The sequence below is a fragment of the uncultured Jannaschia sp. genome (genome assembly GCF_947494025.1).
GTDB lineage: Bacteria > Pseudomonadota > Alphaproteobacteria > Rhodobacterales > Rhodobacteraceae > Jannaschia.
Genome location: NZ_CANLTQ010000002.1, coordinates 512,723 through 539,071 on the forward strand (window position 1 = coordinate 512,723; position 26,349 = coordinate 539,071).

A 26,349-nucleotide genomic window follows, 5' to 3' on the forward strand; every position below is an offset into this window, starting at 1 on the left:
AGTTTCCGAGAGCTTTCCGGAAGATGTGAGGCATGCGCGCTCACGCAGCAGTGAGCCAGAGCGCGACCTTGGCCGCCGTGTCGTGGCGTGACGGCAGGCGCAGCAAGGGCATTATGTGATCCAGAAGGGTCACGGTCGCCTCGTCCGGCAGTCGGGTCGGAGAGGTTACGAGGTGAAGAACCGCCGTGATCGGCGTCGGCCTGGCTTGGGAGACCGTCAAGATCCCGAGCCCCCGTAATTCCATCGCGGACGCCGCACCTTCCGGGCGCGCAGCGATCAGAACCGAACCGTTGGACGTCAGGACGACCAGATCGTCGGACACGAGACCTGCGCCCATTATCATCAACTCCGCCGCCAGACCTGTTTTACCGGATCCCGCGGGGCCGAGGATCAGCAAGCCCCGACCGCGGAAGGCGATGGCGGTGCCGTGGATCGTGCCGCGATCGGGACGCGTGCGGTGCAATCTCCAGGCCGTGTCACCGTCGATCGCGCCGCCGCTCTCCATGAGATCGCCTCCCTCAGACCGGAAGGCCCACGACGAAGCGCGCGCCGAGGGGCTCGGAGGTGATGTCCATGTCGGTCGGACGGATGTTCTCGGCCCAGATCACGCCGCCATGCGCCTCGACGATCTGCTTGGAGATGGCGAGGCCGAGGCCGGAATGATTCCCGAACTGTTGCGCGGGGCGTTCCGAATAGAAGCGGTTGAACACCTTCGTCAAAGCCGCCTCCGGAATGCCCGGTCCGGTATCCTCCACCACGACCAGGACGCGATTGTCGCGCCGCCGCATCCAGACGCGGACCGCGTCGCCTTCCTCGCAAAACGAAAGCGCGTTGGTTATGAGGTTGACGAAGACCTGCGCGACGCGGGCCTCCAGCCCCATGATCACGACCGGATCCCGCGGTAGGTCCGTGATGAAGTCGATCCCCCGCGCCTCCGACTCCTGCGCGTGGTAGACGCCCAGATTGGTGATCATCTTCACGAGGTCGAAGGATTCCTCTTCTTCCTTTACCAACTCGCTGTCGAGCCGCGAGGCGTTCGAAATGTCGGAAACCAGACGGTCGAGCCGCCGAACGTCGTGCTCGATCACCTCGAGGAGCCTGTGACGCTGTTCGTCCGTTTTCGTCAGACGCATCGTGCCGACGGCGGAGCGCAGCGACGCGAGCGGGTTCTTGATCTCGTGTGCGACGTCGGCCGCGAACTGTTCGTTCAGGTCGATCCGGTCGTAGAGCGCACCGACCATCCCGCGCAATGCGCCTGAAAGCCGCCCGATCTCGTCGGGTCGTGCCGTCAGGTCGGGGATGCGGACCCGCTGGGGCGACATCTTCCGCGCATGCCTGTCGCGGCCGAGCTCTGCGGCGGCCGACAGGTCGGAGAGCGGATTGGCGATGGTCGAGGCCAGCACGAGGCTCAGGCCGATCGACACAAGAAGCGCGATGACGAACATCTGCAGGAGCTGCTCGCGCTCGACCCTGACGAGCGCGTCGATCTCGCCCGCCCGCGTCGTGACCGAGATCGTCCCTATCTGGACGCCCGCGCCCGAAATCGGGGTGGCCACGGTGAAGAGCCGCCCGTCGGCCCCGATATAGCCGCGAATGACCGTCTCGCCCGGCCGCGCCTCGGCCACGAGGTCGCGGGCCATTGCCTCGGGGTTCGGCGCCTCTCTGCTCTCGGGGCTGAAGGTCGTGGAGATCAGTTCCCAGAGGCGGTTCAGGACCGAAGTGATCACCGTCGTCTTCTGCGGTGTCGTGTTGAGACCCGAGACGGCGACGGGTTCCGCGTCCCCGACATCGGTGGCGATCAACGATTCGCCCGGATCGAAGACATGCACCGTCACGCCCTGCGGCAACGCGATGCTCTCGAGAACGGCCCCCACATCCACGCCATCCCCCGCGCGGAGATCGACCGACGCATCTCGTGGCAGCGAAGCCTCGATCACCTCGGCCAGAAGCAGGGCTTCGGCCACCAGCGCCTGTTCGCGCTGAACGATCAGGCTGTCCCGAGACGGATTGATGAACAACACGCCGCCCACGAGCATGAGCATGGCAAGCAGGTTGAAGAAGATGATCTTCCGCGCGATCGGCGAGCGGTCGAGCGAGAACAGGCCTCTATTGCCCCGGCTCCCGTCCGGCTCGGCCCCGGATGCCTCGCGTTCGGATGCCGGGGTCTCGAAGCGCTGCGCCGCGCCGCGCCGCCGGCGAAACCTGCCGCGGCCCGCCGTCTCGGCCTCGATTTCGAAATCGGTCGCGGAGGCCATGCGGCGCGCCCTATTCCTCGTTGTAGCGGTAGCCTATGCCGTAGAGCGTTTCGATCGCAGAGAAGTCCGGATCGGTGACGCGCATCTTCTTGCGAAGCCGTTTGATATGACTGTCGATGGTGCGGTCGTCGACATAGACCTGATCGTCGTAGGCCACGTCCATCAGCTGGTCGCGCGACTTCACGAAGCCCGGCCGCTGCGCCAGAGCCTGCAGGAGCAGGAACTCGGTCACCGTCAGCGTGACGTCACGACCCTTCCACTTCACCGCGTGCCGCAGGGGGTCCATCGACAGTTCGCCGCGGATCATGACCTGCGTGTCCTCCGGCGTGTCGGTCTCGTCGGAGGCGATCGCCTCCTGCCGCCGCAGGATAGCACGGATGCGCTCCACGAGAAGCCGCTGACTGAAGGGCTTGCGGACGTAGTCGTCGGCGCCCATCCGCAGGCCCAGCACCTCGTCGATCTCGTCGTCCTTGGATGTCAGGAAGATGACGGGCACCGAGGATTTCTGACGCAGCCGCTGCAGGAGATCCATGCCGTCCATCCGCGGCATCTTGATGTCGAACACGCCCAGATCGGGAAGCTGCTTTCCGAAGGCGTCGAGCGCGCTTTGCCCGTCGTTGTAAGTGTCGACCTCGAAGCCTTCGGCCTCCAGCGTCATGGAAACGGACGTCAGGATGTTCCTGTCGTCATCGACGAGCGCGATCCGCGACATGCCATCGTCCTCTGCTTGCCTGTAATTTCTACTGCCGGTGTTTTGCCGCAGGATCCGCGAAAACGACCGACGGGTTCAACTCAATTCGGGATCCGAGTGATTCGCATTCCGGACTGTGGCCCGTGTGCAATTAAGGCCGGGTTAAGTCATTGTCCCCGATCGCGCACAAGTTTTCGCTAACGCGAGAAGATGGTGGCGCTAACGAGCCCTCCCCTCCCGCGATCGTCATGTTACATGCCTGCGACAGGCCGAATATTTCGCCAGGGGGGCGAATGGCGTCGTCCTGACCCTGTGGTGGAGGAGCCCGACCATGACCGAACGCGTAAACCCCGAGCGGACACTCGAACGTCAGGGGATCGAAGGGCTTGGTCGCGTCTACTACAACCTGTCCGAACCGGCGATCGTGCAGGAGGCTCTTGCGCGGGGCGAAGGCACGCTCGGCAAGGGCGGCGCGTTCCTCGTCACGACCGGCAAGTTCACCGGCCGTTCCCCGCTGGACAAGCATGTGGTGCGCAGCGCCACGACACGGGACACGATCTGGTGGGACGCGAACCGCCCGATGACTCCGGAAGCGTACGATGTGCTGCGCGCCGACCTCCTTGCGCATATGAAGGGCCGCGACTTTTTTGTTCAGGACCTTTTCGGTGGTGCGGATCCGACGCACCGTCTCGATGTCAGGGTCGTGACCGAACTCGCCTGGCACAGCCTTTTCATCCGTCACATGCTGCGTCGGCCCGACGACGAAGAGCTCGCGGAATTCGAGCCGGAGTACACGGTCATCAACTGCCCCTCCTTCCGGTCCGACCCGGAGCGTCACGGCTGCCGTTCCGACGTCGTGATCGCCCTCAACATCGAGGCGAAGGAGATCCTCATCGGCGGCACCGAATATGCCGGCGAGAACAAGAAATCCGTCTTCACGCTCCTCAATTACATCCTGCCGGAGCGCGGCGTGATGCCGATGCATTGCTCGGCCAACCACGCACCCGCCGATCAGGCCGACGCGGCGGTCTTCTTCGGCCTGTCCGGCACGGGCAAGACCACCTTGTCGGCCGCGCCCGACCGGGTCCTGATCGGCGACGACGAGCATGGATGGTCGGATCGCGGCATCTTCAACTTCGAGGGGGGGTGCTACGCCAAGACGATCAGCTTGTCGCCCGAAGCCGAACCGGAGATCTTCGCGACCACCACGCGCTTCGCGACCGTGATCGAGAACATGGTCTTCGACCCCGACACGCTCGCTCTCGACTTCGACGACACGAGCATCACCCCCAACATGCGCGCGGCGTACCCGCTCGACTACATCTCAAATGCCAGCGCGACGGGACTTGGCGGCCATCCGAGGAACGTCGTGATGCTGACCTGCGACGCGTTCGGCGTCCTGCCGCCGATCTCCCGGCTTTCGCCCGCGCAGGCGATGTATCACTTCCTGTCCGGATTCACCTCCAAGGTCGCCGGGACCGAACGCGGCGTGACGGAGCCGGAGCCGACTTTCTCGACCTGCTTCGGCGCGCCCTTCATGCCGCGCCGTCCGGAGGTCTACGGCAACCTGCTGAAGGAAAAGATCGCCGCACACGGCTCGGATTGCTGGCTCGTCAACACCGGCTGGACCGGCGGAGCCTACGGCACCGGTAGCCGGATGCCGATCAAGGCGACCCGCGCGCTCCTCGCGGCCGCATTGAACGGATCGCTCGCCTCCGGCACCTTCCGGCGCGACCCCAATTTCGGATTCGAGGTGCCGGACAGCTGCGAGGGGGTGCCGGACGACCTGCTCGACCCGCGCCGCACCTGGGCCGACAAGGATGCCTACGACCGACAGGCCGCGAAGCTGGTGGACATGTTCGCCGCGAACTTCGAGAAATATGTCGACCATATCGACGAGGACGTGAAGGCGTGCGCCATCGGCTGATCCCGGCGATCCTGACCCTGTCCGGTATAGCGCTGCCCGGGGCGGCGCCGGCGGATGTCCGTCTGTTGGAGGCGGGCATCATCTGTCCCCGGGAAAGCACCGGAGAGCTCGTCGCGGCCCCTCGGACCGAGGCGGGTCAGATCCGGCTGATCGACGAGACGCTGGGCTTCGACCTGCCGAGCCGGACCGTGCCGACGATGGACGATCTCAGCTTCGGCTTCCGGACGGAACTCGAACCGGGCGTATCCGCACGGGACGTCACGATCGTCGTAACCCACCCGCCGATGGGAGCGGCCGGGATGGTGCGCCAGGAATGGGACGACGTGCTGCTGGCCGGCGATGCGAGCCTCAACCTCTTCACCTTCGAGGAGGACTATGAGAAGGTTCCCGGCACCTGGACCTTTTCCATCGAGATCGAGGGGACGCCGGTCGTGGTCGTCCCCTTCGAGGTGACCGAGACGGACGGCCGTGGCGCGGTGGAGCAGGTCTGCTTCCAGTTCCTGTCCTGACGATTCAGCCGACGAAGCCCTTCTGGATCAGATTTATCCCGGCGACGATCAGGACGACGAGCGTGATTTTCCGGAACAGTGCCTGATCCATCCGGTCCTGCAGCCTGGACCCGATGGCCATCCCGAGCAGGGCTGTCGGCAAGAGTGCGACCGAGAACCAGATCGTCTCATTGTTCAGGATCCCGGACCTCAGATGCGCGAGGACGAGCACGATTGAACCGGCGCCGTAGATCACGCCCTGCACGACCATCTGCCGCGCCTTCGGCGTGTCGATCGCGAGGAGGTAGAGCACGGTTGTCGGACCCCAGGTCCCGGCCAGACCGCCGAGCATGCCAGAAACGAACCCGATCCCCCATTCCGCGGCGATCCGCCGCTTGGGCGGGATCGACAAATGGAATCCCGATAACTGCAGGAGCGACAGCGCGATGACCGGAATGCCGAGAACGAAGTAGAACGCGTCGCGCGGGATCGCCGTGACGAGTTGCGCCGCCCCGAAGATCGCCACCATGACCATCGCCAGATAGCGCCAATGGGTCCGCGCGGCATCGAGCGCCTCCGCCGGCCCTTGCCGGCCGACCTGCCAGAGATTGGTGACGAGGATCGGGACGAGAATGCCGGCAAGCGAAAGCCACGGATCGAGAAAGTTCGAAAGGCCCGATATGAGGACGAGCGGCAGGGCGAAGCCCACGAGGCCTTTCACGAGACCGCCGAACATCGCGATCGCAAGTGACAGGGTCCAGGCAAGGGGCGTCAACGTATCCATCCGGCTCGCATAGGCCCGCGCAACGGCGGGAGCCAGCCCCGACGATCAGGAACCGTGCCCGGCGCCCAGCTCGCGTAGAAACCGCGTCCGCGCGGCCGGAACGGGGCGATCACCGAGCGACGGGGCCAGCCGCTCCGCGAGGAAGTGCCCCGTGAGATTCAGCGCCCCGTGCACCCCTTCAAGGGACGGGACGGCGCCCGCGAACATGGCCGGCATCGGCAGCAGCCGCGGAGCCCAGTCCCCGGCCCCCGCCCGGCTGACCGCGTGGCCACTTCGCGGCGAAACATAGGCCAGATCCTTCGTCCCCCCGGTCACCGCGCAACAGGAAAGCTCCAGGCGGAAGCCCGCGACCTCCAGAAGCGCCGCCTCCCAGAAGACGTAATCGTTGAGCCAACCTTCCCCCGACACGATCGCGTCGCAAAGCGATTCGGTTCGCATCTGGAAGTCCGGCAGAGCCTCGCGTTCGGGAAGCGTGAAACCGCAAAGAGTGCAGACAGCGCTCAGGGCCGACAAGCGGAGCGGATCGGACAGGACCGCGCCTGCCCGGCTGCGGCGCAGGTCCACATTCCAAGTACCGAGATGCGCCTCCAGCCGCGCGCGCCATTCGACGTCGAGCTGGTTGCCCGCCTGCAGCATCGGTGCCTTCCGGCGCGACACGCCGCCGTGGACGACGCCAAGATGCCGCCCGTGCGTCCGCGTGAAAAGCTCGAGGATCACCGAGGTCTCGCCGTGAGGCCGCGCGGCGAGGACAATGCCTTCGTCGCGCCACTCGATCACGCGAAGCCCTCCGCGTCGAGCAGGTGCCGGCCTGCTCGGTCTTCCACCTCTAGAACCCAGATATCGGGGTCGAACCCGGTCTGCCGGCCGATCGCCGCGTCGCAATCGGCCTCCGCCCCCTCGATGAGCACGATCCAAGCCCGCTCACCCGTCATCAGGTCGAAACTGCGCTGGTAGACCCGTGCCTGCCCGTCGAGCGTGTTGAGCTTGACGAGCACCGCGCCTCCGTCGTCGTCGCCGTGCCGGACCACGAAGCAGGCGATGTTCAGAAGCTCCAGCCGCTTGCGATAGGCGGAGACCCAGATCGACGCCTTGAGCCGGTTCACGCCGTCATCCCGACTGCGTCAGCCATCGCGGAAGTCGAGGCCGATCGCGTCGAAGCGCTCGCTCTCCTCGAGCCAGTTCGGCCGCACCTTGACCTGCAGGAACAGGTGGACGCGGTGGCCGAGGAACGCCTCGAGCTCGGTTCGCGCCGCCTGCCCGACCGCCTTGGCCGTCTCGCCCTTCCGGCCGAGCACGATGCCTCGGTGCCCCTCCCGCATCACGTAGATCACCTGATCGATCCGCGCCGAGCCGTCCTCGCGCTGCTCCCAGCTCTCGGTCTCCACCGTCAGCTGGTAGGGTATCTCCTGATGCAGCCGTAACGTCAGTTTCTCGCGCGTGATCTCGGCCGCGATCATGCGGACCGGCAGGTCGGCGATCTGGTCCTCGGGATAGAGCCAGGGATGCTCGGGCATGCGCCGGGCGAGATCGCCCTTCAGATCGTCCACGCCACGGCCCTTCTCGGCGGAGATCATGAACGTCGCGTCGAAGGGGAAGCGCGCGTTCATCGTTTCGGTCAGCTTCAAAAGCCGGTCGGCCGGCACCCGGTCGATCTTGTTGATCGCCAGCATGATAGGCTGACCCGGCGCGCGTTTTTCCTCGAGCGAGGCGAGGATCGCCTCGACCCCCCCGGTCAGGCCGCGATGCGCCTCGATCAGGAGGACGACGACATCGGCATCGGCGACGCCCGTCCACGCGGCCGCGACCATCGCGCGGTCGAGCCGTCGCTTCGGCCGGAACAGTCCCGGCGTATCGACGAACACGATCTGCGAGGCGCCCGCCATCGCGACGCCGCGAATGCGGGCGCGCGTCGTCTGGACCTTGTGGGTGACGATCGAGACCTTGGCCCCCACCATCCGGTTGAGCAGCGTGGACTTGCCGGCATTCGGCTCCCCGATCAGGGCGACGAAGCCCGCGCGCGTCACATCATCCATTCGTCACCTCTCCAAGGAGCGACGCGGCCGCCGCCTGTTCCGCCGCGCGCTTCGACGTCGCCTCGCCGCTGCCTTCGCGGCCATCCGCCAGCCGCGCCACCACGCGGAAGACCGGCGCGTGATCGGGGCCGGACCGGTCGACCACCGTGTAGGAGGGCGGCGGCAGGCCACGGCCCTGCGCCCATTCCTGCAACGTGGTCTTGGCATCCCGCGCATCGGGCGCGACGGTCGAGATGCGGTCGCCCCAGAGCCGGAGGACCACACGCCGCGCCGTTTCCATCCCGCCATCGACATAGATCGCCGCGATCAGCGCCTCCATCGCGTCGCCGAGCAGCGTCATCTTGCGTCGGCCGCCCGTCATCTGCTCCGATTTGCCGAGCTTCAGGACGGCGCCCAGATCGATCTCCCGCGCGACCTCGGCGCAGGTCTCCTTGCGGACGAGAGCGTTGAACCGGGGGGCAAGTTGTCCCTCCACGGCCTGTTCGTCGCGCTCCATCACCGCCTCCGCGATAACGAGGCCGAGAACGCGGTCGCCCAGGAACTCGAGCCGCTGGTTGTCGGGCCGCGTGTCGGTGCCGAAGGAGGAATGGGTGACCGCGCGCATGAGCACGTCCGGCCGCGCGAAGTGGTGGCCGAGCCGCGTCTGGAACGCGATCAGTTCCCGCCCGAGCTTCAAACGATCTCCTCGAAGAAGCGGTCCAGACGCCAAGTCCAGACAAAGAACATCTGCGCGCCGGCCGAGGAGAAGACGACCCGGTCCGCCCGGCCGATCAGGTTCTCGTAGGGCACGAAGCCGACGCCACCGATGGAGCGCGGCACGCGGCTGTCCCGCGAATTGTCGCGGTTGTCGCCCATGAAGAAGTATTCGCCCTCGGGCACCGTGAAGACCGGCGTATCGTCGGTTCCCGTGCTCGCGATATTGAGGATCGAATGCGGCTCCTCCTCGCCCGGCAGACGTTCCGCGAACCGCTCCTTGATGCAGTCCTCCCCGACCGCCACCGGATCGTTCGCGCAGCGCGGCGTGAGGCGCTGCGGCCCCTGCGGCTCCTTCGTCTCGACGAAGGGCTCGGTCTCCTCGACCGCGACCGGCTCGCCGTTCAGATAAAGCCGTCCGTCGCGCATCTGCACCGTGTCGCCGGGCAGCCCGATCAGCCGCTTGATGAAATCCGTGCCGTTGACCGGATGCCGGAACACGATCACGTCGCCGCGCTCGGGCTCGCTCCCGAACCAGCGGCCGTCGATAAAGGTGCACATCGAGAACGGGCAGGAATACTGCGAATAGCCATAGGCCATCTTGTTGACGAAGAGGAAGTCACCGATCAGGAGCGTGTCCTTCATCGAGCCCGAGGGAATCCAGAACGGCTGGAAGAAAAGCGTGCGGAATACACCCGCGATGACGAGCGCCCAGACGATCGTCTTGACGGTCTCGAGCAGGCCCTCCTTCTTTTCCTCCGTTACAGCCATTCACGTCGTCCTCGATGCCAGATCGCGCTTCCCCTGCCCCGTGCCCCGGATGCTGTCAACTGCCGGGGATCAGGCGAAGGGGCGCGCCTCGATCACGACGAAAGCCTGTGCCCAGGGGTGGTCGTCGGTCAGCGAGACATGGATCACCGCTTCGTGTCCGTCCGGCGTCATCCGCTCCAGCCGCTCCGCGGCCCAACCGGTCACGGCCATGATCGGCTGCCCGGTATGAAGGTTCGTCACCGCCATGTCCTTCCAGGCGATGCCCATTCGCAGCCCGGTGCCGAGCGCCTTGGAGCAGGCCTCCTTCGCGGCCCACCGCTTGGCGTAGGTCGACGCTTCGCCAAGCGCGCCGCCCTTGCGGCTCGCCGCCTTGCGCTGCTCCCGCGGGGTGAAGACGCGGTCGCGGAAGCGGTCGCCGAACCGGTCGAGGACGCCCTGCACGCGCTCGATGTTCGCGAGATCGGTGCCGATGCCGAGAATCATTCCGCGGCGTCCCGCGCCAGGACCATCCGCCGCCGCATCTCCGCGATCGCGCCATCGAGACCCGCGAACACCGCCTCCCCGATCAGGAAATGCCCGATGTTGAGTTCCACGACCTGCGGGATGGCGGCCAGCGGCCCCACGGAATCGTAGGTGATCCCGTGGCCGGCATGGACCTCGAGGCCCGCCTCCGCCGCCAGTCGCGCGGCCTCCGTCAGACGCGTAAGCTCGTCCGCCGCCGCCTCCAGCTCGCCTGCCGCAACGGCGTCGCAATAGGTGCCGGTATGCAGTTCCACAACCGCAGCGCCCACCCGGGCCGCCGCCTCGATCTGCCGCGGATCGGGCGCGACGAAGAGCGAGACACGCGCCCCCATCCCGGCGAGCGGCGCGACGAAGTCCGTCAGCCGGTTCGCATCGCCCGCCACCTCGAGCCCGCCCTCGGTCGTCCGCTCCTCCCGCTTCTCGGGCACGAGGCAAACGGCATGGGGGCGCGTCGCCTGAGCGATGCGCGCCATCTCGTCGGTCGCGGCCATCTCGAAATTGAGCGGAATGGAGATCGCCGCGCGGATCGCGGCCATGTCGGCGTCGCGGATGTGGCGACGATCCTCGCGCAGATGAGCCGTGATGCCGTCTGCGCCCGCCGCCTCTGCCGCCAGCGCGGCGCGCACCGGATCCGGACTGTCGCCGCCCCGCGCGTTGCGAATCGTGGCGACGTGATCGACGTTGATGCCGAGCCTGAGCCTATCCATTCGTATCCCCTTTCGCCGGCGCGGCCGTTTCGGCGGCGCGCTCCGCCGCCTTGCGCCGGATGTCGTCGAGCTTCTTCTTCAACGCGCCCCGGCGGCGGCGTTGATACGCCTCGATCAGCGGCAGGCAAACCGTATAGGCCGCGATCCCCGTGAAGATGCCCGGTATCAGCCCGCCCACGAGCCAGGGCAGGAACACGGTGTCGTAGAACAGCGCCGTCGCCGTCCAGTCCACCGGGGTCCCGGTCAGCGCGTACCAGCTGTTCCAGAACAGATCCTCCGCGGCACCGAAGATGCGCGCGAAGATGCCCTCGTCCACCTCCGGGTTCATCTGCGTGCCCAGCATGACGTGTCCGAGATTGAGCGAGACGACCGCGATCGGGACGTAGGTCAGAGGGTTGCCGAAGAACGTGCCCAGAAGCGCCGCCATGACGTTGCCCCGCACCATCAAGGCAATCGCCGCGGCCACGAGGAAATGGAGCCCGTAGAACGGCGTGAACGTGGTGAACACCCCGACCATGATGCCCCGGCTGATCTTGCGCGGCGTGTCGGGCAGCCTATGGAGCCGGTGCTTGACGTAGGTGGCCGACCGTCGCCAGCCGCCCTTCGGCCAGAACGTCCGCCCGACGGCCTGCGCGAACGGCAACCTGTCTCGGCGTTTGAACACGTGGCCTCCTCCGACGACGTCAGGCGGTCGCGCGTTCCGACCGGAAGGGCACGCGGCGCGTTCCTTCCTCGCGGTGGCGGCGAACCTGCGCCACGTCGCTTTCGGTATCGGCGGCCATGATGACGCCGTGGAGATGTTCGCGGTCGCGTACCTCGACGTCAATCAGAAGACGGAAGAAATCCGGCTTCCGGTCGACGAAGCGCAGGTCGGCGATGTTCGCGTTCTGCTCCGCGATGAGAATGCAGATCCGCCCCAGCACCCCCGGCGCGTTGGAGATCACCATCTCCAGCGTCACGGCGTTGCGCGGCGCATGGTGGCCAGGCTGCCATTGCAGGTCGATCCAGCGGTCGGGCTGATCCTCGAACTCCGCCATCCGGGGGCAGTCGATGGCGTGCACGGTGACGCCGTGACCCTTGTTGGAGATGCCCACGATGCGCTCGCCCGGAACCGGCTGGCAGCAGGGGGCACGGTCGAAATGCGCTTTCGGGTCCAGTCCCACGATCGCCTCCTCCGGCGCGACGTCGGGCGCCGGCGGGACCTGCGCGAGCTCGGGATAGAGGTTCGCGACGACGCTCCGCGCGCTGATCTCGGAGGCGCCGATCGCGGCCAGAAGATCCTCGTCGCGGCTCAGGCCGAGCGAGGCGGCCGCCGTTCGGAGCGCCTTGTCCGTGGCCCGCTTGCCGACCTGCGCGAAAGCCGCGCGCGCCAGCTCCCGTCCGAGGCGGATATGCCCCGAGCGCCGCTCCGCCTTCAGCGCCCGGCGGATGGCCGACTTCGCGCGACCCGTCGTGGCGATGTCGATCCAGCTGTCCTGCGGCGCCTGCGCCTCGGCCGTCACGATCTCCACCGACTGCCCGTTGCGCAGGCGCGTCCAGAGCGGCACCCGCATACCGTCGACCTTGGCCGCGACCGTCCGGTGGCCGATCCGGGTATGGATCGAATAGGCGAAGTCGATCGGCGTCGCGCCCTTCGGAAGCTTGACGACGTCGCCCTTGGGCGTGAAGCAGAACACCTGATCGGTGTACATTTCGAGCTTCACGGCCTCCATGAACTCCGCGTGGTCGGAGGCTTCCTCGAAGCGCTCGTTCATCATCCGCAGCCATTCGGCGGGATCGACGGCGAAGCGGTTCTCGGCGCGCACCCCGTCGCGGTAGGACCAGTGCGCGGCCACGCCGCGCTCGGCCACCTCATGCATCTCGCGCGTGCGGATCTGCACCTCGACCCGCTTGCCGTCTCGCCCCGAAACGGTGGTGTGGATGGAGCGATAGCCGTTCGACTTGGGTTGGCTGATGTAGTCCTTGAAGCGGCCCGGCACGCTGCGCCAGCGCTGATGGATCACGCCGAGCGCACGGTAGCAATCGGCGTCGGGGCCCACGACGATCCGGAACCCGTAAACGTCCGACAGACGCGAGAAGCCGATCTCCTTCTCCTCCATCTTGCGCCAGATGCTGAACGGCCGCTTGGCGCGTCCCATGACGCTGGCCTCGATCTTCGCCCGGTTCAGCTCGATCTCGATGTCGTTGGTGATGCGGCGGATCACGTCGCCGGATTCGCGCTGAAGCACCGCGAAACGCCGCAGGATCGAGGTCCGCGCCTCCGGGTTCAGGACGGAGAAGCTCAGATCCTCGAGCTCCTCGCGCATCCACTGCATCCCCATCCGCCCCGCGAGGGGCGCATAGATCTCCATCGTCTCGTGCGCCTTCTGCCCCTGCTTGTGCGAGGCCATGTGGCGGATCGTGCGCATGTTGTGCAGCCGGTCGGTCAGCTTGACGAGGATCACGCGAAGATCCTTCGACATCGCCATGAAAAGCTTGCGGAAATTCTCCGCCTGCTTGGTCTCCGACGAAGTCAGCTCCAGATTCGTCAGCTTGGTGACGCCGTCAACCATTCCGGCGATCTCGGTGCCGAACCGCGCCTCGATCTCGGAATAGGTCGACCGCGTGTCCTCGATCGTGTCGTGCAGGAGCGCGGTGACGATCGTCGCGTCGTCGAGCCGCTGCTCGGTCAGAAGGCTCGCCACCTCGACCGGATGCGTGAAGTAGGGCTCCCCCGACCGCCGCATCTGGCCGTCATGCATCGCCGCGCCATAGGCGTAGGCCTGACGGATCAGGGTGGCGTCGGTCCGGGGGTTGTAAGCGCGCACGAGCGCAATCAGGTCCTCGACCTCGATCATGACAGGCGCGCCTTTCGATCAGGGCTGGCCCTGCGCCTCCATCAGCGCACGCAGCAGCTTCTCCTCGGACATGTCGTCCTGCGCCGGCGCGTCCTTCTCGACTCCCATCAGAAGGGCCATCGAATCCTCTTCCGGCTCGTCGACCTCGATCTGCGTCTGGTTCGCCTCGATCAGCCGCTCGCGCAGATCGTCGGCGTTCTGCGTCTCCTCCGCGATCTCGCGCAGCGCGACGACCGGGTTCTTGTCGTTGTCGCGGTCGACGGTGATCGGGCTGCCGGAGGCGACCTCGCGGGCGCGGTGCGCGGCGAGCATCACCAGTTCGAACCGGTTGGGAACCTTGTCGACGCAGTCTTCGACAGTGACGCGTGCCATGATCGCACCTCATCTGGGGAGTCGGAGAGGCGTATCTAGCGGTCGATTTTCCTATTGACAACCCCGCCCACCGCGCCAAGCGGACGTATCTCGCGCCGGTCCGCGCCCGACAGGCGCGACACCATCTCCGCGACCCTCCGTCCGGACAGCGGATGACGCCACCCCGCCGCGATCCCGGCCAGCGGGACGAGCACGAAGGCCCGGTCCTGCAGCCGCGGGTGCGGCAATATCAACTCTCCGGGCGCCTCCTGCGCCTGCCGCTCCGGGTCGAGCCCGATCCAGCCCTTGAGCACGGCCCGATCCGGCCGCACGATCGCGCCCCTCCCGAGCAGGTCGAGGTCGAGGCTCCGGGCGCCCCAACGGCGGTCGCGACGGCGACCGTGCCGCGCCTCGATCGCATGAAGCGCCCGCAGCATCGCGGCGGGCGGCAGCGAGCAATAGGTCGCGAGGACCGCATTCACGAAATCGGGCCCCGCCCCTTTCGGATAGGCCGGCGTCCGGTAGAGTCTCGACATTCCCGCGACCCGGCCCGGGACCCTGTGCGCCGCCGCAACGATCGCCTGGGCATTGAACGCGACCGCATTGCCCAAGTTCGCGCCAAGGGCCACAAGGTAGAAGGACGATTCGAAGCGCGCCATTGCCTATTGCGTCAATACGAATAATTATATGCTGAGAAAGGGAAACCGCGGCGCAAGTCCAGACTTATTGCGGTCGGATGGCGGTTCACCCCCGAAAGGATGGCAGAATGTTTTATCGCGACGAGCGACTCGCGCTCTTCATAGACGGGGCGAATTTGTACGCTGCCGCGAAGGCTCTTTCCTTCGATATCGATTACCGGCTCCTGCGGCAGGAATTCGTGCGACGGGGCAAGCTCCTGCGGGCGTTCTATTACACCTCGCTCATGGAGACGGAGGATTATTCCCCGATCCGTCCGTTGGTGGATTGGCTGCAATACAACGGCTTCACCCTCGTCACAAAGCCCGCCAAGGAATTCACCGACAGCCAGGGGCGGCGCAAGATCAAGGGGAACATGGATATCGAGCTGACGGTCGACGCGCTCGACACGGCGGAGCATGTGGATCACATCGTCCTGTTCTCCGGCGACGGCGATTTCCGGCCCCTCGTCGCGGCGTTGCAGCGCAAGGGCGTGCGGGTCTCGGTCTGCTCGACCCTGCGCAGCCAGCCTTCCATGATCTCCGACGACCTCCGGCGTCAGGCCGACAACTTCATCGAGCTCGACGAACTGCGCGACGTGATCGGCCGGCCGCCCCGCGGAACGGACGCTTCCACCCCCGAGAACGCGCAGGCCTGAGCCCGGGGCCTGTCGCGTCGGGTCAGCGCTTCGGTTTGAACGGCGCCATCCCCGCCCGGGCCAGCGCGTCGGCCCGTTCGTTCTCCGGGTGGCCCGCATGGCCCTTGACCCATGCCCAGACGACGTCGTGCCGCGCCTGCGCCGTGTCGAGCCGGCGCCACAGATCTTCGTTCTTGACCGGCTTGCGGGTCGAGGTCTTCCAGCCGTTCCGCTTCCAGCCGTGCAGCCACGCGGTGATGCCGCCCTTCACGTAGGCGCTGTCGGTCACGATCCGGAGCGTCGAGGGCCGCTCCAGCGCCTCCAGCGCGCTGATCGCGGCCATGAGCTCCATGCGGTTGTTGGTCGTCTCGGCCTCGCCGCCCTTCAGCTCGCGCTCCCTGACCACCGCGCCGTCCTTCGACGCGACAAGCAGCGCGCCCCAGCCGCCGGGGCCCGGATTGCCGGAGCAGGCGCCGTCCGTATAGGCGACGAGCTCCATCAGAACGCCACCGGCAGCAGGCAGAGCACGACCCCCGCCGTCAGGATCATCCGAAGCGTCATCCACCAGGGCGGCGCCAGCCCGTAGCGCCAGAACAGCCAGTCGAGCCCCAGAAGGCCGACGAACCCCGCGATCAGCGCCACCGCCGCCCCGGTCGGCCCCCCGCCGGTGGTGAAGAACGCCCAAAGCGCCGGCAGGACCGAAAGCGCGTAGCCCGTCGCGGCCATCGCGCCCTCGGCCTTCGTGGCGAAGCCCCAAAGCACGCCCGACATGAAGGACAGGATCACCGCGCCGTAGAAGAGCCCGATATAGGGCCCCACGAAGCGCGGCCCCACCGTGGCGAGCGTCGCCGCCGCCGCGCCGTCCCACCAAAGCGTCACGACGCCCCAGACGAAGGGTAGCAATCCGGCCAGACCGAGGACGAGCGGGGCAAGGGGAACACGGGCTGGGATCATGCGCGCCACATGCCACGGACGCTTTCCGGACGAAAGCCCCGAGCCGACCCGCCGCGAACCGGCCCCGGACCCGCTTGGACGGCGCACGTTTCGGGGGGAACCGGGCGGGCGAATCCCGGTAGCTCGACCGATCGGCGGGGCGCATCGCATCCCGTCCGCCGACGCGCACCGAGGTCCTCATAGCAAACCGCAGGGGGGTCGAGACGAAGAGAGCGATGCTGGCGTCGACGCCAGCGCCGGCAAACCGTAGCTTTCGAAGACGACGGGGGGGCATCTCCGTGAACACGCCGCCAAACGCCGCAACCCCGGGCGCCACGCTCCGGCGCGCCCGGAAGGAACGGCAGCGGCAGCGATCCCGGACAGGTCGGCCGCACCCGCGAACTCGATCACGGCGAAGGGCGCTCCCACGGCTGCGGCACAACCGCGACGAGCGCCGGAACGATCCCGAACGCAACCGTGAGCGCTGATCGACGACCGCGGCCCATCGCCAGCGTTTCGACGTTTCCGGCGCCGGGGACGACGGCAAGCGCGCCGAGGCGGTACTGAAGCGTGACGACGCTGCGAGACCGGCCGCGCCCCGGCGATCGCACAGACCGAGTAGTCGCCTCCGGCCAAACGTTACCGGAACCTTCCGTTAACCCCGCAAGGGTTGACGGAAGATTTATCAACTGGCTTGAGGTATTCCGCGCTTGCCCTGCGTGTTACGCCGTCCGCAGCACCCGGGGCACCTTGAACTCCACGTTCTCCTCCGCCGTCACGACCGGGTTCACGGTCACGGCGAAGCGGTCGCGGAAGGCCGCGACGACTTCCTCGATCAGAACGTCGGGCGCGCTTGCCCCCGCGGTGATGCCGACGGATCGGATGCCCTCGAGCGCGCGCCAGTCGATGTCGGCCGCGCGCTGCACGAGCTGCGCATAGGCGCAGCCGGCCTTGGCTCCGACCTCCACCAGCCGCTTCGAGTTCGAGGAGTTCGGCGCGCCGACCACGAGGATCGCGTCGCAATCGGGCGCCATCGCCTTGACCGCCTCCTGCCGGTTGGTCGTGGCGTAGCAGATGTCCTCCTTGTGCGGCCCGACGATCGCGGGGAACCGCGCCTTGAGGGCCGCGACGATGTCCGCGGTGTCGTCGACCGAAAGCGTCGTCTGCGTGATGAAGGCCAGCCGCCCGGGGTCGCGCGGGGCCAGTCGGACCACGTCCTCCGGCGTCTCGACCAGGAGCACCTCGCCGTCGGGAAGCTGCCCCATCGTGCCGATCGTCTCGGGATGTCCGGCATGGCCGATCATCACCATCTGCAGCCCGTTCTCGTTGTGCCGCGCCGCCTCGATATGGACCTTGGAGACGAGCGGACAGGTCGCGTCCACGTAGATCATCTCCCGCGCAGCGGCGTCGGCCGGGACGGCGCGCGGCACGCCGTGGGCGGAGAAGATCACCGGACGGTCGGCCGGGCATTCGTCGAGTTCCTCCACGAAGACCGCGCCCCTCGCCCTGAGCCCGTCGACGACGTAGCGGTTGTGGACGATCTCGTGGCGCACATAGACCGGGGCGCCCCATTTCTCGAGCGCCAGCTCGACGATCTTGATGGCCCGGTCCACGCCCGCGCAGAAGCCGCGGGGGGCGGCGAGGTGGAGTGTCAGCGGGGGTCTCGGTTCGGTCATGGCATCGCTCCTCGCCCCACCACCTAAGAGCGCGGGGGGCCGGGGTCCAGCCCGTCAGCCTGCCAGCGGATCGCCGGGGACGAGCCGGGCGCCGTTGCGGAACGCGATGCCGCTGTTCGGGCCGCGGCCGGCCTGCTGCACCTCCAGAAGCTCGACCGCGCCGGTCCCGGCGGCGACCACGAGGCCATCCCCTTCGAGAATCGTGCCGGGCGCCGCGGAATGTTCGACCTCCGGCAGCGCCACCGCGCGCAGGAGTTTCAGCCGCGCGCCGTCGCGCGCGACCCAGGCGCCCGGGAACGGCGACAGGCCGTTGATCTGCCGCGCGAGGGTCGCGGCGTCCCAGGCGAAGTCGGCCTCCGCCTCGGACTTGTCGATCTTGGCGGCGTAGGTCACGCCCTCCTCGGGTTGCGCGACGGGGGACAGGCGGGCGATCTGGTCCACCGCCTGCACGACAAGCCGCGCGCCCATCGCGGACAGACGGTCGTGGAGATCGCCCGTCGTGTCGCCGGGCGCGATGTCCGTCGCCTCCCGCAGGATGACCGGGCCCGTGTCGAGCCCCGCCTCCATCGCCATGATGCAGATCCCCGTCCGGTCGTCGCCCGCCATCACCGCGCGCTGGATCGGCGCCGCCCCCCGCCAGCGCGGCAGGAGCGAGGCATGGACGTTGAGACAGCCGTGACGCGGCGCGTCGAGCACCGCCTGCGGCAGGATCAGGCCGTAGGCCACCACGACGGCGAGATCCGCGTCGAGCGCGGCGAAGTCCTCCGCCGCCCCGCCCTTGAGCGAGGTCGGGGTGCGCACCTCGATCCCGAGCTCCTCGGCCCGGAGGTGGACGGGCGCGGGGCGATCCCGCCTGCCCCGGCCGGCCGGCCGCGGCGGCTGCGTATAGGCGGCAAGGACGTGGTGCCCCGATTCGTGCAGCGCGTCGAGGACGGGGACCGCGAAATCGGGCGTTCCCATGAAGATCAGGCGCATTTGGCGGCCCTCCTGAGGAGCATGTCGCGCTTCACCTTGGACAGGCGGTGGAAGTACATCCGCCCGTCGAGATGGTCGATCTGGTGCTGCACCGAGGTCGCGCGGAGAAGGACGAACTCCTCCTCCCGCGCGGCGCCGGTCTCGTCGAGGAAGGCGACGGTGACGGCGCGCGGGCGCGACACGCGGGCCGAGACGCCGGGCAGGTTCGGCGAGGCTTCCTCGTGGTCGCGCAGCGTGGCGCTCGCGTGGAGGATACGGGGATTGGCGAGGCGAGCGACCCCCTGCCCGTCACCGGCATCGACCACGGCCAGACGGCGCATGATACCGAGCTGCGGGGCGGCCAGACCGACGCCGGGCATCGCATGCATCGCCTCCACCATCTCGTCCCAGATCGTCCGCACCGTGCCGTCCACGGCGTCGACGGGTTCGGCGGGCATGCGGAGGCGCGGATCGGGCCAGCGCAGGAAAGGGCGGTGCGTCATCCGGGCTTTCGTGCCGCGTCCGGGCGCCCGGGTCCAGCGGCAATCGCGTCTGTCAGACCGGATCGGCGGGCTCCGCCTCGGGATAGTCGAGGATCAGCACACCGTCCAGATGGTCCATCTCGTGACAGATGCAGGCGGCGGCGAAGCCCGAGAAACGCTCCTCCCGCCGTCCCGAGGGGCCGTCGAAGGCGAGCGTGATCTCGGCCGGGCGGACCACGCGACGGGGCGTGTCGGGAATCGAGAGGCAGCCCTCGATGTTCACCTGCCGGCCCTCCCGCGCCACGATCTCCGGGTTCACGAAGACGCGCGGATCGGCCAGGCCGTCCTTCCAGCTCGCGTCGAGCACGAAGAGCCGTTCGGTCACGCCGACCTGCGGTCCGGCAAGACCCCGGCCCGGCGCCGCGTACATCGTGTCGAGCATGTCCCGCGCGAGCTGCGTCACGTCGCCCGCGACCGGACGGCAGACGACGCGGAGGGTCGGATCGGGATGCATGACGATGGGCAGGATCATCCCGCCTCCCGCGCCCGCTCGCGCTTCAGCTTCTGCATCCGGCGGGTGATCATCTGCCGGCGCATCGGCTTGAGGTAGTCGATGAAGAGCTTGCCCCGAAGATGGTCGATCTCGTGCTGAACGCAGATCGACCAGAGCCCGTCGAACCCCTCCGTCCGCTCGGCGCCGGTCTCGTCGATCCACCGCACCTCGACCTCGCTCGGACGGGTCACGTCGGCATACTGGTCGGGAATCGAAAGGCAGCCTTCCTCGTAGGTGCCCGTCTCCTCGCTCGCAGCCAGGATCTCGGGGTTGAACATGACGAGGGGGCGCGGCGTCTCGCCCTCCTCCTTCACGCAGTCGAGCACGATCAGACGCTCCATCACGCCGAGCTGCGGCGCGGCGAGGCCGATGCCCGGGGCGTCGTACATCGTCTCGAGCATGTCCCGCGCCAGCGAAAGGCGCGCGTCCGACAGGTCGTCGACCGGCGCGGCGACCTGCTTCAGGCGCGGATCGGGGTGAATCAGGATAGGACGTTTCATCGCGTCCGATCTAGTCAGACGCCCGGCGCCTTGCAACCGGCGCCCGCGCGCGTATGCCTTCCCGGAACAAGGAGACCGACATGACAGCCGACCCCCGCTTCGACGAGATCATCGACCGCCGCGACACGCATTGCGTGAAGTGGGACATGATGGAGTCGATCTACGGGGTCTCGGCCGAGGACGGGCTGGCGATGTGGGTGGCCGACATGGATTTCCGGCCGCCCGAATGCATCCGCGCGGCCGTCCGGCATCAGGTCGATCACGGCATCTTCGGCTATTTCGGGGACGACCGCGCCTACCGGGACGCGATCCGCTGGTGGATGCGGGAGCGCCACGGCTGGGAGGTGGAGGCGGACGCGATCCTGACCACGCACGGCCTCGTCAACGGCGCCGCGCTCTGCGTCGATACCTGGACCGCGCCGGGCGACGGCGTGGTGGTCTTCACGCCGGTCTACCATGCCTTCGCCAAGGTGATCCGCGCGAACGACCGGCGGGTCGTGGAATGCGAGCTGGCCTATGACGGCGAACGCTACGTTCCCGATTTCGAGACATGGGACGCGATCGTCGCGGAGGCGGGCGCGAAGTTGATGATGCTCTGCTCGCCGCACAATCCGAACGGACGCGTCTGGACGCAGGCGGAACTGGAGGGCTACGCGGCCTTCGCGCGGCGCCACGACCTGATCCTCGTGTCGGACGAGATCCACCACGACCTCGTTTATCCCGGCCAGACGCACATCCCGATGGCACGGATCGACGGCATCGCCGACCGGCTGGTGATGATGACCTCCACCACCAAGACCTTCAACATCGCGGGCGCCCATACCGGCAACGTCATCATCCACGACGAGGCGCTGCGGGCGGCCTTCGAGAAGCGATTGATGGCGCTGGGCCTGTCGCCCAATTCCTTCGGTTTGTTCATGGTGACCGCGGCCTATTCGCCCGAGGGGGCGGCCTGGGTGGACCGTCTGATGGACTATCTCGACGGAAACCGGCGGATCTTCGACCGAGGAATCGACGCGATCCCGGGCCTGAAATCGGTCCCGCTCGAGGCGACCTATCTCGGCTGGGTGGACTTCGCGGGGACCGGCATGTCGGGCGAGGAGTTCACGCGGCGGGTGGAGACGGATGCCCGGATCGCGGCCAATCACGGGCCGACCTTCGGCAAAGGCGGCGAAAGTTTTCTGCGCTTCAACCTCGCCACGCCGAGATCGCGGGTCGAGGCGGCAGTGGAGCGGATGCAGGCGGCGTTCGCCGACCCGCAATAGGATTAGGCGAGCCGGACGACCCGTCCCTCGTTCGGGGCAAGATCGCCGGTCCGCGCGTCGTCGCCCGTGGTCGAGAACAGCGTCTCCCCCCCGAGATCCATCGGGCGGGCGCGGTCGCTAAAGTTGAGCGCCACGCCGATCCGGCGGCCGTTCCGCACTCGCTCATAGCAGAAGACCGCGTCGTCCACGGAGAGCGTGCGGTAATCGCCCTGCATCAGCGCCGGTTCCGCCCGTCGCAGGCGCAGAAGCCGGCGGTGCAGGTTCAGCATGGAGGCCGGGTCACCCTCCTGCGCGGCGACGTTCAGTCCGGGCCGCGTGTCCATCGGAAGCCAGGGCTCGCCCGTGGTGAAGCCGCCGCCCGCGCCCGCGTCCCAGGCGAGGGGCGCGCGTTCGGGGTCGCGGCCGAGGCCCTGGCCCGGCATGTTGATCTCCCACGGATCGACGACGCGGTCGGCGGGAATTTCCACGTTCTCCATGCCGAGCTCGTCGCCCTGGTAGATCGTCGGCGTGCCGCGCAACGTCAGCAGCAGCGTCGCCGCCACCGCCGCCTGTCCGGGGCCGGCGCGGGTGGCGATGCGGGCGCGGTCGTGGTTGCCCAGCACCCAGTTCGGCCACGCGCCCTCGGGCAGCGCCGCCTCGTAGGCGTCGACGAGGCCCGCGACGATCACCGGGTTCCACTCGGCGTTGATGAGCAGGAAATTGAACGGCAGCTGGAATCCGTCGAGCTCGGCGCCGTAATACTCTATGAACTCGCGGATCTCACCGTAGGCCTCGCCCACGAGGAGCTTCTCCTCGGGATAGGTCCGCGCGAGCGCCCGCATGTCGCGGACCACGTCGAACACCTCCGGCTGGTGGCGGGAATGCGCGGCCAGAAGGCTCATCGTATGCCCCTCGGGGCCTTCCCACGCCGCGTTGACCGGGTTGTCGCCGCGTTCGGGGTTCGGCGCCGCATGGTCCACCGCGTCCACGCGGAACCCGTCCACGCCGCGGTCGAACCAGAACCGCATCGCATCGAGCATCGCGGCGCGCGCCTGGGGGTTGCGCCAGTTGATCGTAGGCTGCTCCGGCAGAAAGGAATGGAGGTAATATTGCCCCGTTCCCTCGTCCCATTCCCAGGTCGAGCCGCCGAACTCCGCGATCCAGTTCGTGGGCGGGCCGCCACCCGGCAACGGGTCGCGCCAGACATACCAGTCCCGCTTCGGATTGTCGCGGGAGGACCGGCTTTCGAGGAACCAGGGATGCCGGTCGGAGCTGTGGCAGGGCACGAAATCGAGAAGCAGCTTCAGGCCGCGGGCATGCACCGCCGCGAGGAGTCGCTCGAAATCCGCCATCGTCCCGAAAAGCGGATCGACATCGGTGTAGTCCGACACGTCGTAGCCGAAATCGACCATCGGCGACGGATAGAAGGGCGAGATCCATATGGCGTCGATGCCGAGCCGGACGAGATGGTCGAGCCGCGATTCGATTCCCGCGAGATCGCCGATCCCGTCACCGTCGCTGTCCATGAAGGAGCGGGGGTAGATCTGGTAGATGACCCCCGTCTTCCACCATTCGGCGTTCTTCGCATCGGACATGGCACTGCCTCCCACGGGAAATGGTCGCGGATCGTCTCCGCCAGGGGGATGGAGGATGGTACCAGCGCCCCGGCTTGAACGGGGGACCTCCTGATCCACAATCAGGCGCTCTAACCAACTGAGCTACGCCGGCACTCGAATGCCCTCTAGCGAAGCCGTCCCCGGGGTGCAAGGGCGCCCGACGCGGCGATCCGCATCACAAGGGAAGCTCCCACGCCTGTTCCAGCGTCGGCCGCCCGTAGGCGACGACCGGCATCTCGCTCAGGAGCGCGAAACCGTTGCGGGCATAAAGGCGACCGGCGGCGCGGTGGCTCTCGTGGGTCCGCAGGACCACCCTGCGCGCCCCTTCCATGCGGGCATGGGCGATCACCGCCTCCAGCATGCGCTGCGCGAGGCCCGTTCCGCGCAGCGCCGGCTCCACAAGGAACATGCGCAGCTTCGCCACCTCCGTCTCCGGCCAGACGCAGAAGACGCAGCCCTGCCGCGTCCCCGCGCCGTCCACGGCGATCCAGGCACGGTCGCGCGGGCCGCGATCGGCGATGAATTCCGCGAGGAGTGCCAGCACCAGGCCCTCGAACGCGATGTCGTAGCCCTCGTCCGTCCAGTAAAGCGCCCCGTGACGCATCGCGACCCAGCCGGCATCGCCCGGCTCGAGGTCGCGAAAGGAGAAGTCGCCGGGCGTCATCGCCTCATCTTGCGTGGCCCCCGGGCGAAGTCTAGAGAAAGCGCATGGGTATCAACGACCAATCCGACGCCGAGGCGAACCTGCAGATCGGGCCGACCGATCAGGGCATGGTGCGCATCTTCATCGAAAGCCGGGGCGCCGAGATCCCGATGGATTTCGAACCCGACGAAGCGCTCGAGATCGCGGAGGAGATCCGCGCCGCGGCGATGATGGTCAAAGGCTCGAAGTAGACCCCCACATCGGATCGCGCAGGCCCTGCATCCGGCCGGCGGCACAGCGCGCGAACTTGAGCGTGAGCTTCTTGCGGCGCGCGGAGGCGAGCGGCGTGGCCTCCGGCATGCGGACGACCTCCGCCCCGAAGGCGTCGGCAAGGATCAGGCCCGATTCCGCGGGCAGGATCTCCGCCGGGAAATCCGCGTCGACGGCCCAGAAGAACCGGTCGCCCCATTCCAGATAGCCCGTCCACTTCAGGTCGGACATGAAGTCGGCCCGGCTCGACTTGCATTCCACGATCCAGAATTCGCCCTTCGGGCCGAGCGCCATCACGTCGAGGCGGCGGCCCTGCTCGGGCGAGAACTCCTCCAGGCACATGAAGTCGTGCTCCCGCAGATGACGGCTGACGCCGCGTGCGAGAAGCTGTCCGGGTTGCGGCTCACAGGCGGGGGGCGGGTCCGGGACGAACATGGGCGCGGTTGTGAACGAAGCGTGAACCGGTGTCCAGTCGGGGGAGTCCCTCGCCGGACCCCTTGCGGCGATGCGACGGGCGACCTAGCTTCCCTTTCGGTGCTTCTGTGCTTCTCGTCACCACGGCATAATTCCGGTGGCCTTAAGCAATTCCGAGGGAGCTGGCTCTGTCGCGGTCCTGGCCGTGTTACCCGGCGCCCACCTGTATATACAGGTCCTCGGGAATACATGCCCGACGGCTGCCACGGTTCACCACGGGCCCGATCCCTCCGGGGGTCGGGCCCGCTTCGTCTTCAGACCTCGGCAAGGGATGCGCGCAGCACGTCCGCCAGCGCCCCGGGCGCCTCCATCGGAATCATGTGTCCCGATCCGATCCGGACGATCCGCATCCCGGCGATCCGTTCGCGCAGCCCGTCCGCGATCCCGGCGACGATGGCCGGCGGGTTGCGGCGGGTGACGAGCGTGACCGGCGGCGGATCGGCGGGCAGGCGCGGCAGGATGGCGTGGACGTCCTCCACGATGCCGGGCCCGGCCGCGGCGAGCAGGTGGATGCGGTCGCTCAAGTAGTCCCTGCGTCGGGCCGGAACCGTGTTCCAGTCCGCCCCGTCACCCCACAGCCTGGCAAAACCCCGCGCGGCGCCATCGCGGTCGCCGGCCCGCAGGGTGGCCTCCACGGATTCCATGGCCGCGCGGTTCGCCGCCCGCACGCGGCGATCGCCGGCGGCGAACATCACCGGCTCGACAAGCGCGAGGCTGCGGATCCGGTCCGGCGCATCCGCCAGCATGCGCAGCGCGACGCAGCCGCCGAAGCTATGCCCCAGCAGGTCGAACGGGCCGTCCGGCGCCGTCGCCCAGGCGATCGCGGCGGCCTCGTCCATGAAGTCGCCCGACGGATCCCAGGCCGTGGCGGCGCCGTGACCCGGCAGATCGGGGCAAACGAGCCGCGCGTCGGGCATCGCCTCCTGCAGGCCGCGCCAGGACGCCCCCGACGCGAGGAGGCAATGCAGGGCGAGGATCGTCCTCACGCCCGCGACAGGTAGCGGTCGAGGTCGTCGAGCCGGTCCTGCCCCCAGAACGTCTCCTCGCCCGCCACGAAGAAGGGCACGCCGAATGCGCCGGCCGCCACCGCCTCCTCGAGGTTGCGCGCATAGGTTTCGGCCCCCGCCATCATGCCGCGATCGACGAGGCCCCGGTCGAAACCGGCCGCTTCGAGACAGTCGGCGATCACCGCGTCCTCGGCGATGTCGCGCTCCTCCGCCCAGCAGGCACGGGTCAGCCCGGCCACGAGCGCGGCCAGATCGCCGCCGCCCTCCCGCTGCGCGGCGATGATCGCATAGGCGGAGGGGGCCGGGTTCGTCGGCCAATGCGCCGGATGCAGGTTGATCGGCTTGCCCGCCTTCTCGGCCTGCCGGCGCATCTCCACGAGGCGGTAGGCCTGCCGGCTCTCGTGGCGGTCCTTGGGCGGCGTGCCCCCTGTCCGGGCGAAAAGGTCGAAGACGCCGAGCGGCTTGTAGACGATCCCCGCGCCGTGCTTCGCGGCGATCTCGGCCGGTCGCGTGCCGGCGAGGTAGGCATAGGGCGACGTCGTGGCGAGATAATAATCGATCTGCATGGCATGCTCCGGGTCTGCGCGTCGCGACGGACGTTAGGCGCGCGGTCGCCCGGGCGCAAC

Annotated in this window: 32 protein-coding genes and 1 tRNA gene; 5 read left to right on the forward strand and 28 right to left on the reverse strand. The window is 67.9% G+C overall.

All coding sequences use genetic code 11. The features are described from left to right. Positions 1-40: 40 nt before the first annotated feature. Genes Q1B08_RS06255 through Q1B08_RS06265 form a run of 3 tightly spaced genes read right to left on the reverse strand, consistent with a single transcriptional unit; the run spans position 41 to position 2,967 of the window. On the reverse strand, positions 41-505 hold the full coding sequence (locus Q1B08_RS06255) for an HPr kinase/phosphatase C-terminal domain-containing protein (protein ID WP_299816229.1): 465 nt from the start codon (positions 503-505) through the stop codon (positions 41-43). 13 nt (positions 506-518) lie between these two features. Beyond that, the gene (locus tag Q1B08_RS06260; protein ID WP_299816231.1) at positions 519-2,255 is read right to left on the reverse strand and encodes a sensor histidine kinase; all 1,737 of its coding nucleotides are present in this window, start codon (positions 2,253-2,255) and stop codon (positions 519-521) included. 10 nt (positions 2,256-2,265) lie between these two features. Continuing rightward, positions 2,266-2,967, reverse strand: a complete 702-nt coding sequence (locus Q1B08_RS06265; RefSeq protein ID WP_299816233.1) for a response regulator transcription factor — start codon at positions 2,965-2,967, stop codon at positions 2,266-2,268. 310 nt (positions 2,968-3,277) lie between these two features. Between Q1B08_RS06265 and Q1B08_RS06270 the strand changes: the two genes are divergently transcribed. Continuing rightward, the gene (locus Q1B08_RS06270) at positions 3,278-4,873 is read left to right on the forward strand and encodes a phosphoenolpyruvate carboxykinase (RefSeq protein WP_299816235.1); all 1,596 of its coding nucleotides are present in this window, start codon (positions 3,278-3,280) and stop codon (positions 4,871-4,873) included. Then, positions 4,858-5,382: a DUF3859 domain-containing protein gene (locus Q1B08_RS06275; RefSeq protein WP_299816237.1), complete on the forward strand. Its 525-nt coding sequence runs from the start codon at positions 4,858-4,860 to the stop codon at positions 5,380-5,382. The genes Q1B08_RS06270 and Q1B08_RS06275 overlap by 16 nt, the downstream gene beginning before the upstream one ends. A 4-nt stretch (positions 5,383-5,386) precedes the next feature. On the opposite strand, the gene Q1B08_RS06280 is transcribed toward Q1B08_RS06275, so the two are convergent. From Q1B08_RS06280 to folK, 12 genes are all read right to left on the reverse strand, one after another. Continuing rightward, positions 5,387-6,145 carry a sulfite exporter TauE/SafE family protein gene (locus tag Q1B08_RS06280; RefSeq protein WP_299816239.1) on the reverse strand — a complete coding sequence of 253 codons (759 nt, stop codon included), beginning with the start codon at positions 6,143-6,145 and terminating at the stop codon, positions 5,387-5,389. Between the two features lie 45 nt (positions 6,146-6,190). Then, positions 6,191-6,919, reverse strand: coding sequence for a DNA repair protein RecO (gene recO, locus Q1B08_RS06285; RefSeq protein ID WP_299816369.1), 729 nt, complete (start codon positions 6,917-6,919; stop codon positions 6,191-6,193). Beyond that, positions 6,919-7,248 (reverse strand): DUF1491 family protein, encoded by a 330-nt coding sequence (locus Q1B08_RS06290; protein WP_299816241.1) that lies wholly within the window; start codon positions 7,246-7,248, stop codon positions 6,919-6,921. The genes recO and Q1B08_RS06290 overlap by 1 nt, the downstream gene beginning before the upstream one ends. 18 nt (positions 7,249-7,266) lie before the next feature. Further along, positions 7,267-8,178 carry a GTPase Era gene (era, locus tag Q1B08_RS06295; protein ID WP_299816243.1) on the reverse strand — a complete coding sequence of 304 codons (912 nt, stop codon included), beginning with the start codon at positions 8,176-8,178 and terminating at the stop codon, positions 7,267-7,269. Beyond that, positions 8,171-8,854 carry a ribonuclease III gene (rnc, locus tag Q1B08_RS06300; protein WP_299816246.1) on the reverse strand — a complete coding sequence of 228 codons (684 nt, stop codon included), beginning with the start codon at positions 8,852-8,854 and terminating at the stop codon, positions 8,171-8,173. Before rnc ends, era begins: the two co-directional genes overlap by 8 nt. After that, entirely contained in the window at positions 8,851-9,642 is a 792-nt protein-coding gene (lepB, locus tag Q1B08_RS06305; protein WP_299816248.1) for a signal peptidase I, read from the reverse strand. Before lepB ends, rnc begins: the two co-directional genes overlap by 4 nt. Before the next feature lie 69 nt (positions 9,643-9,711). After that, positions 9,712-10,125 (reverse strand): holo-ACP synthase, encoded by a 414-nt coding sequence (acpS, locus tag Q1B08_RS06310; protein WP_299816250.1) that lies wholly within the window; start codon positions 10,123-10,125, stop codon positions 9,712-9,714. Then, positions 10,122-10,871 carry a pyridoxine 5'-phosphate synthase gene (locus Q1B08_RS06315; RefSeq protein ID WP_299816252.1) on the reverse strand — a complete coding sequence of 250 codons (750 nt, stop codon included), beginning with the start codon at positions 10,869-10,871 and terminating at the stop codon, positions 10,122-10,124. The genes acpS and Q1B08_RS06315 overlap by 4 nt, the downstream gene beginning before the upstream one ends. After that, positions 10,864-11,535, reverse strand: a complete 672-nt coding sequence (locus tag Q1B08_RS06320; RefSeq protein ID WP_299816254.1) for a DUF2062 domain-containing protein — start codon at positions 11,533-11,535, stop codon at positions 10,864-10,866. Before Q1B08_RS06320 ends, Q1B08_RS06315 begins: the two co-directional genes overlap by 8 nt. Before the next feature lie 19 nt (positions 11,536-11,554). Continuing rightward, positions 11,555-13,708 carry a bifunctional (p)ppGpp synthetase/guanosine-3',5'-bis(diphosphate) 3'-pyrophosphohydrolase gene (locus Q1B08_RS06325; RefSeq protein WP_299816256.1) on the reverse strand — a complete coding sequence of 718 codons (2,154 nt, stop codon included), beginning with the start codon at positions 13,706-13,708 and terminating at the stop codon, positions 11,555-11,557. A gap of 18 nt (positions 13,709-13,726) precedes the next feature. After that, a complete protein-coding gene (rpoZ, locus tag Q1B08_RS06330) occupies positions 13,727-14,080 on the reverse strand; it encodes a DNA-directed RNA polymerase subunit omega (protein ID WP_299816258.1) in 354 nt (117 codons plus the stop codon). A 35-nt stretch (positions 14,081-14,115) separates the two neighbouring features. Next, positions 14,116-14,718: a 2-amino-4-hydroxy-6-hydroxymethyldihydropteridine diphosphokinase gene (gene folK, locus Q1B08_RS06335; RefSeq protein ID WP_299816260.1), complete on the reverse strand. Its 603-nt coding sequence runs from the start codon at positions 14,716-14,718 to the stop codon at positions 14,116-14,118. A gap of 107 nt (positions 14,719-14,825) precedes the next feature. Here folK and Q1B08_RS06340 point away from each other — a divergent pair, with 107 nt between their 5' ends. Then, positions 14,826-15,392: an NYN domain-containing protein gene (locus tag Q1B08_RS06340; protein ID WP_299816262.1), complete on the forward strand. Its 567-nt coding sequence runs from the start codon at positions 14,826-14,828 to the stop codon at positions 15,390-15,392. Positions 15,393-15,414: 22 nt separating this feature from the next. Here the strand turns inward: Q1B08_RS06340 and rnhA are convergent, their stop codons facing one another. From rnhA to def (Q1B08_RS06375), 7 genes are all read right to left on the reverse strand, one after another. Next, complete coding sequence (rnhA, locus tag Q1B08_RS06345; RefSeq protein ID WP_299816371.1) at positions 15,415-15,873, reverse strand: ribonuclease HI; 459 nt, start codon at positions 15,871-15,873, stop codon at positions 15,415-15,417. Next, the gene (locus tag Q1B08_RS06350; RefSeq protein ID WP_299816264.1) at positions 15,870-16,325 is read right to left on the reverse strand and encodes a DUF3429 domain-containing protein; all 456 of its coding nucleotides are present in this window, start codon (positions 16,323-16,325) and stop codon (positions 15,870-15,872) included. Before Q1B08_RS06350 ends, rnhA begins: the two co-directional genes overlap by 4 nt. A 701-nt stretch (positions 16,326-17,026) precedes the next feature. After that, on the reverse strand, positions 17,027-17,980 hold the full coding sequence (ispH, locus tag Q1B08_RS06355) for a 4-hydroxy-3-methylbut-2-enyl diphosphate reductase (protein WP_299816266.1): 954 nt from the start codon (positions 17,978-17,980) through the stop codon (positions 17,027-17,029). A gap of 54 nt (positions 17,981-18,034) precedes the next feature. After that, entirely contained in the window at positions 18,035-18,955 is a 921-nt protein-coding gene (gene fmt, locus Q1B08_RS06360; RefSeq protein ID WP_299816268.1) for a methionyl-tRNA formyltransferase, read from the reverse strand. Next, positions 18,946-19,437, reverse strand: coding sequence for a peptide deformylase (def, locus tag Q1B08_RS06365; RefSeq protein ID WP_299816270.1), 492 nt, complete (start codon positions 19,435-19,437; stop codon positions 18,946-18,948). The genes fmt and def (Q1B08_RS06365) overlap by 10 nt, the downstream gene beginning before the upstream one ends. Positions 19,438-19,489: 52 nt before the next feature. Then, positions 19,490-19,948, reverse strand: coding sequence for a peptide deformylase (def, locus tag Q1B08_RS06370; protein WP_299816272.1), 459 nt, complete (start codon positions 19,946-19,948; stop codon positions 19,490-19,492). Beyond that, on the reverse strand, positions 19,945-20,469 hold the full coding sequence (def, locus tag Q1B08_RS06375; RefSeq protein WP_299816274.1) for a peptide deformylase: 525 nt from the start codon (positions 20,467-20,469) through the stop codon (positions 19,945-19,947). The genes def (Q1B08_RS06370) and def (Q1B08_RS06375) overlap by 4 nt, the downstream gene beginning before the upstream one ends. 80 nt (positions 20,470-20,549) lie before the next feature. Here def (Q1B08_RS06375) and Q1B08_RS06380 point away from each other — a divergent pair, with 80 nt between their 5' ends. Beyond that, positions 20,550-21,734 carry a MalY/PatB family protein gene (locus tag Q1B08_RS06380; RefSeq protein WP_299816275.1) on the forward strand — a complete coding sequence of 395 codons (1,185 nt, stop codon included), beginning with the start codon at positions 20,550-20,552 and terminating at the stop codon, positions 21,732-21,734. A gap of 2 nt (positions 21,735-21,736) precedes the next feature. Here Q1B08_RS06380 and Q1B08_RS06385 read toward each other — a convergent pair whose 3' ends face one another. The 3 genes from Q1B08_RS06385 to Q1B08_RS06395 form a co-directional block, all read right to left on the reverse strand. Beyond that, complete coding sequence (locus tag Q1B08_RS06385; RefSeq protein WP_299816277.1) at positions 21,737-23,308, reverse strand: alpha-amylase family glycosyl hydrolase; 1,572 nt, start codon at positions 23,306-23,308, stop codon at positions 21,737-21,739. 56 nt (positions 23,309-23,364) lie between these two features. Next, a tRNA-His gene (locus Q1B08_RS06390) sits at positions 23,365-23,441 on the reverse strand. Positions 23,442-23,504: 63 nt separating this feature from the next. Then, positions 23,505-23,993 (reverse strand): GNAT family N-acetyltransferase, encoded by a 489-nt coding sequence (locus Q1B08_RS06395; RefSeq protein ID WP_299816280.1) that lies wholly within the window; start codon positions 23,991-23,993, stop codon positions 23,505-23,507. A gap of 44 nt (positions 23,994-24,037) precedes the next feature. On the opposite strand from Q1B08_RS06395, the gene Q1B08_RS06400 reads away from it, so the two are divergent. Beyond that, complete coding sequence (locus Q1B08_RS06400; protein ID WP_299816282.1) at positions 24,038-24,223, forward strand: DUF6324 family protein; 186 nt, start codon at positions 24,038-24,040, stop codon at positions 24,221-24,223. Here Q1B08_RS06400 and Q1B08_RS06405 read toward each other — a convergent pair. The 3 genes from Q1B08_RS06405 to Q1B08_RS06415 form a co-directional block, all read right to left on the reverse strand. Further along, a complete protein-coding gene (locus tag Q1B08_RS06405; protein WP_299816283.1) occupies positions 24,207-24,677 on the reverse strand; it encodes an MmcB family DNA repair protein in 471 nt (156 codons plus the stop codon). The genes Q1B08_RS06400 and Q1B08_RS06405 overlap by 17 nt on opposite strands. Before the next feature lie 293 nt (positions 24,678-24,970). Continuing rightward, positions 24,971-25,702, reverse strand: a complete 732-nt coding sequence (locus tag Q1B08_RS06410; RefSeq protein WP_299816285.1) for an alpha/beta fold hydrolase — start codon at positions 25,700-25,702, stop codon at positions 24,971-24,973. Continuing rightward, positions 25,699-26,289, reverse strand: a complete 591-nt coding sequence (locus Q1B08_RS06415; protein ID WP_299816286.1) for a 2-hydroxychromene-2-carboxylate isomerase — start codon at positions 26,287-26,289, stop codon at positions 25,699-25,701. Before Q1B08_RS06415 ends, Q1B08_RS06410 begins: the two co-directional genes overlap by 4 nt. Between the last annotated feature and the right edge of the window lie 60 nt (positions 26,290-26,349).

What these genes read in the sequence shown, in the direction of transcription:
- Q1B08_RS06270 (WP_299816235.1), top strand. Translation starts at nt 3,278, where the DNA reads ATGACCGAACGCGTAAACCCCGAGCGGACACTCGAACGTCAGGGGATC.
- Q1B08_RS06265 (WP_299816233.1), bottom strand. Translation starts at nt 2,967, where the DNA reads ATGTCGCGGATCGCGCTCGTCGATGACGACAGGAACATCCTGACGTCC.
- Q1B08_RS06415 (WP_299816286.1), bottom strand. Translation starts at nt 26,289, where the DNA reads ATGCAGATCGATTATTATCTCGCCACGACGTCGCCCTATGCCTACCTC.
- Q1B08_RS06400 (WP_299816282.1), top strand. Translation starts at nt 24,038, where the DNA reads ATGGGTATCAACGACCAATCCGACGCCGAGGCGAACCTGCAGATCGGG.
- def (WP_299816272.1), bottom strand. Translation starts at nt 19,948, where the DNA reads ATGATCCTGCCCATCGTCATGCATCCCGATCCGACCCTCCGCGTCGTC.
- ispH (WP_299816266.1), bottom strand. Translation starts at nt 17,980, where the DNA reads ATGACCGAACCGAGACCCCCGCTGACACTCCACCTCGCCGCCCCCCGC.
- Q1B08_RS06315 (WP_299816252.1), bottom strand. Translation starts at nt 10,871, where the DNA reads ATGGATAGGCTCAGGCTCGGCATCAACGTCGATCACGTCGCCACGATT.
- folK (WP_299816260.1), bottom strand. Translation starts at nt 14,718, where the DNA reads ATGGCGCGCTTCGAATCGTCCTTCTACCTTGTGGCCCTTGGCGCGAAC.
- rpoZ (WP_299816258.1), bottom strand. Translation starts at nt 14,080, where the DNA reads ATGGCACGCGTCACTGTCGAAGACTGCGTCGACAAGGTTCCCAACCGG.
- Q1B08_RS06280 (WP_299816239.1), bottom strand. Translation starts at nt 6,145, where the DNA reads ATGGATACGTTGACGCCCCTTGCCTGGACCCTGTCACTTGCGATCGCG.
- def (WP_299816270.1), bottom strand. Translation starts at nt 19,437, where the DNA reads ATGACGCACCGCCCTTTCCTGCGCTGGCCCGATCCGCGCCTCCGCATG.
- Q1B08_RS06340 (WP_299816262.1), top strand. Translation starts at nt 14,826, where the DNA reads ATGTTTTATCGCGACGAGCGACTCGCGCTCTTCATAGACGGGGCGAAT.
- Q1B08_RS06405 (WP_299816283.1), bottom strand. Translation starts at nt 24,677, where the DNA reads ATGTTCGTCCCGGACCCGCCCCCCGCCTGTGAGCCGCAACCCGGACAG.
- Q1B08_RS06380 (WP_299816275.1), top strand. Translation starts at nt 20,550, where the DNA reads ATGACAGCCGACCCCCGCTTCGACGAGATCATCGACCGCCGCGACACG.
- Q1B08_RS06350 (WP_299816264.1), bottom strand. Translation starts at nt 16,325, where the DNA reads ATGATCCCAGCCCGTGTTCCCCTTGCCCCGCTCGTCCTCGGTCTGGCC.
- lepB (WP_299816248.1), bottom strand. Translation starts at nt 9,642, where the DNA reads ATGGCTGTAACGGAGGAAAAGAAGGAGGGCCTGCTCGAGACCGTCAAG.
- fmt (WP_299816268.1), bottom strand. Translation starts at nt 18,955, where the DNA reads ATGCGCCTGATCTTCATGGGAACGCCCGATTTCGCGGTCCCCGTCCTC.
- Q1B08_RS06255 (WP_299816229.1), bottom strand. Translation starts at nt 505, where the DNA reads ATGGAGAGCGGCGGCGCGATCGACGGTGACACGGCCTGGAGATTGCAC.
- era (WP_299816243.1), bottom strand. Translation starts at nt 8,178, where the DNA reads ATGGATGATGTGACGCGCGCGGGCTTCGTCGCCCTGATCGGGGAGCCG.
- Q1B08_RS06385 (WP_299816277.1), bottom strand. Translation starts at nt 23,308, where the DNA reads ATGTCCGATGCGAAGAACGCCGAATGGTGGAAGACGGGGGTCATCTAC.
- Q1B08_RS06395 (WP_299816280.1), bottom strand. Translation starts at nt 23,993, where the DNA reads ATGACGCCCGGCGACTTCTCCTTTCGCGACCTCGAGCCGGGCGATGCC.
- def (WP_299816274.1), bottom strand. Translation starts at nt 20,469, where the DNA reads ATGAAACGTCCTATCCTGATTCACCCCGATCCGCGCCTGAAGCAGGTC.
- Q1B08_RS06325 (WP_299816256.1), bottom strand. Translation starts at nt 13,708, where the DNA reads ATGATCGAGGTCGAGGACCTGATTGCGCTCGTGCGCGCTTACAACCCC.
- Q1B08_RS06260 (WP_299816231.1), bottom strand. Translation starts at nt 2,255, where the DNA reads ATGGCCTCCGCGACCGATTTCGAAATCGAGGCCGAGACGGCGGGCCGC.
- acpS (WP_299816250.1), bottom strand. Translation starts at nt 10,125, where the DNA reads ATGATTCTCGGCATCGGCACCGATCTCGCGAACATCGAGCGCGTGCAG.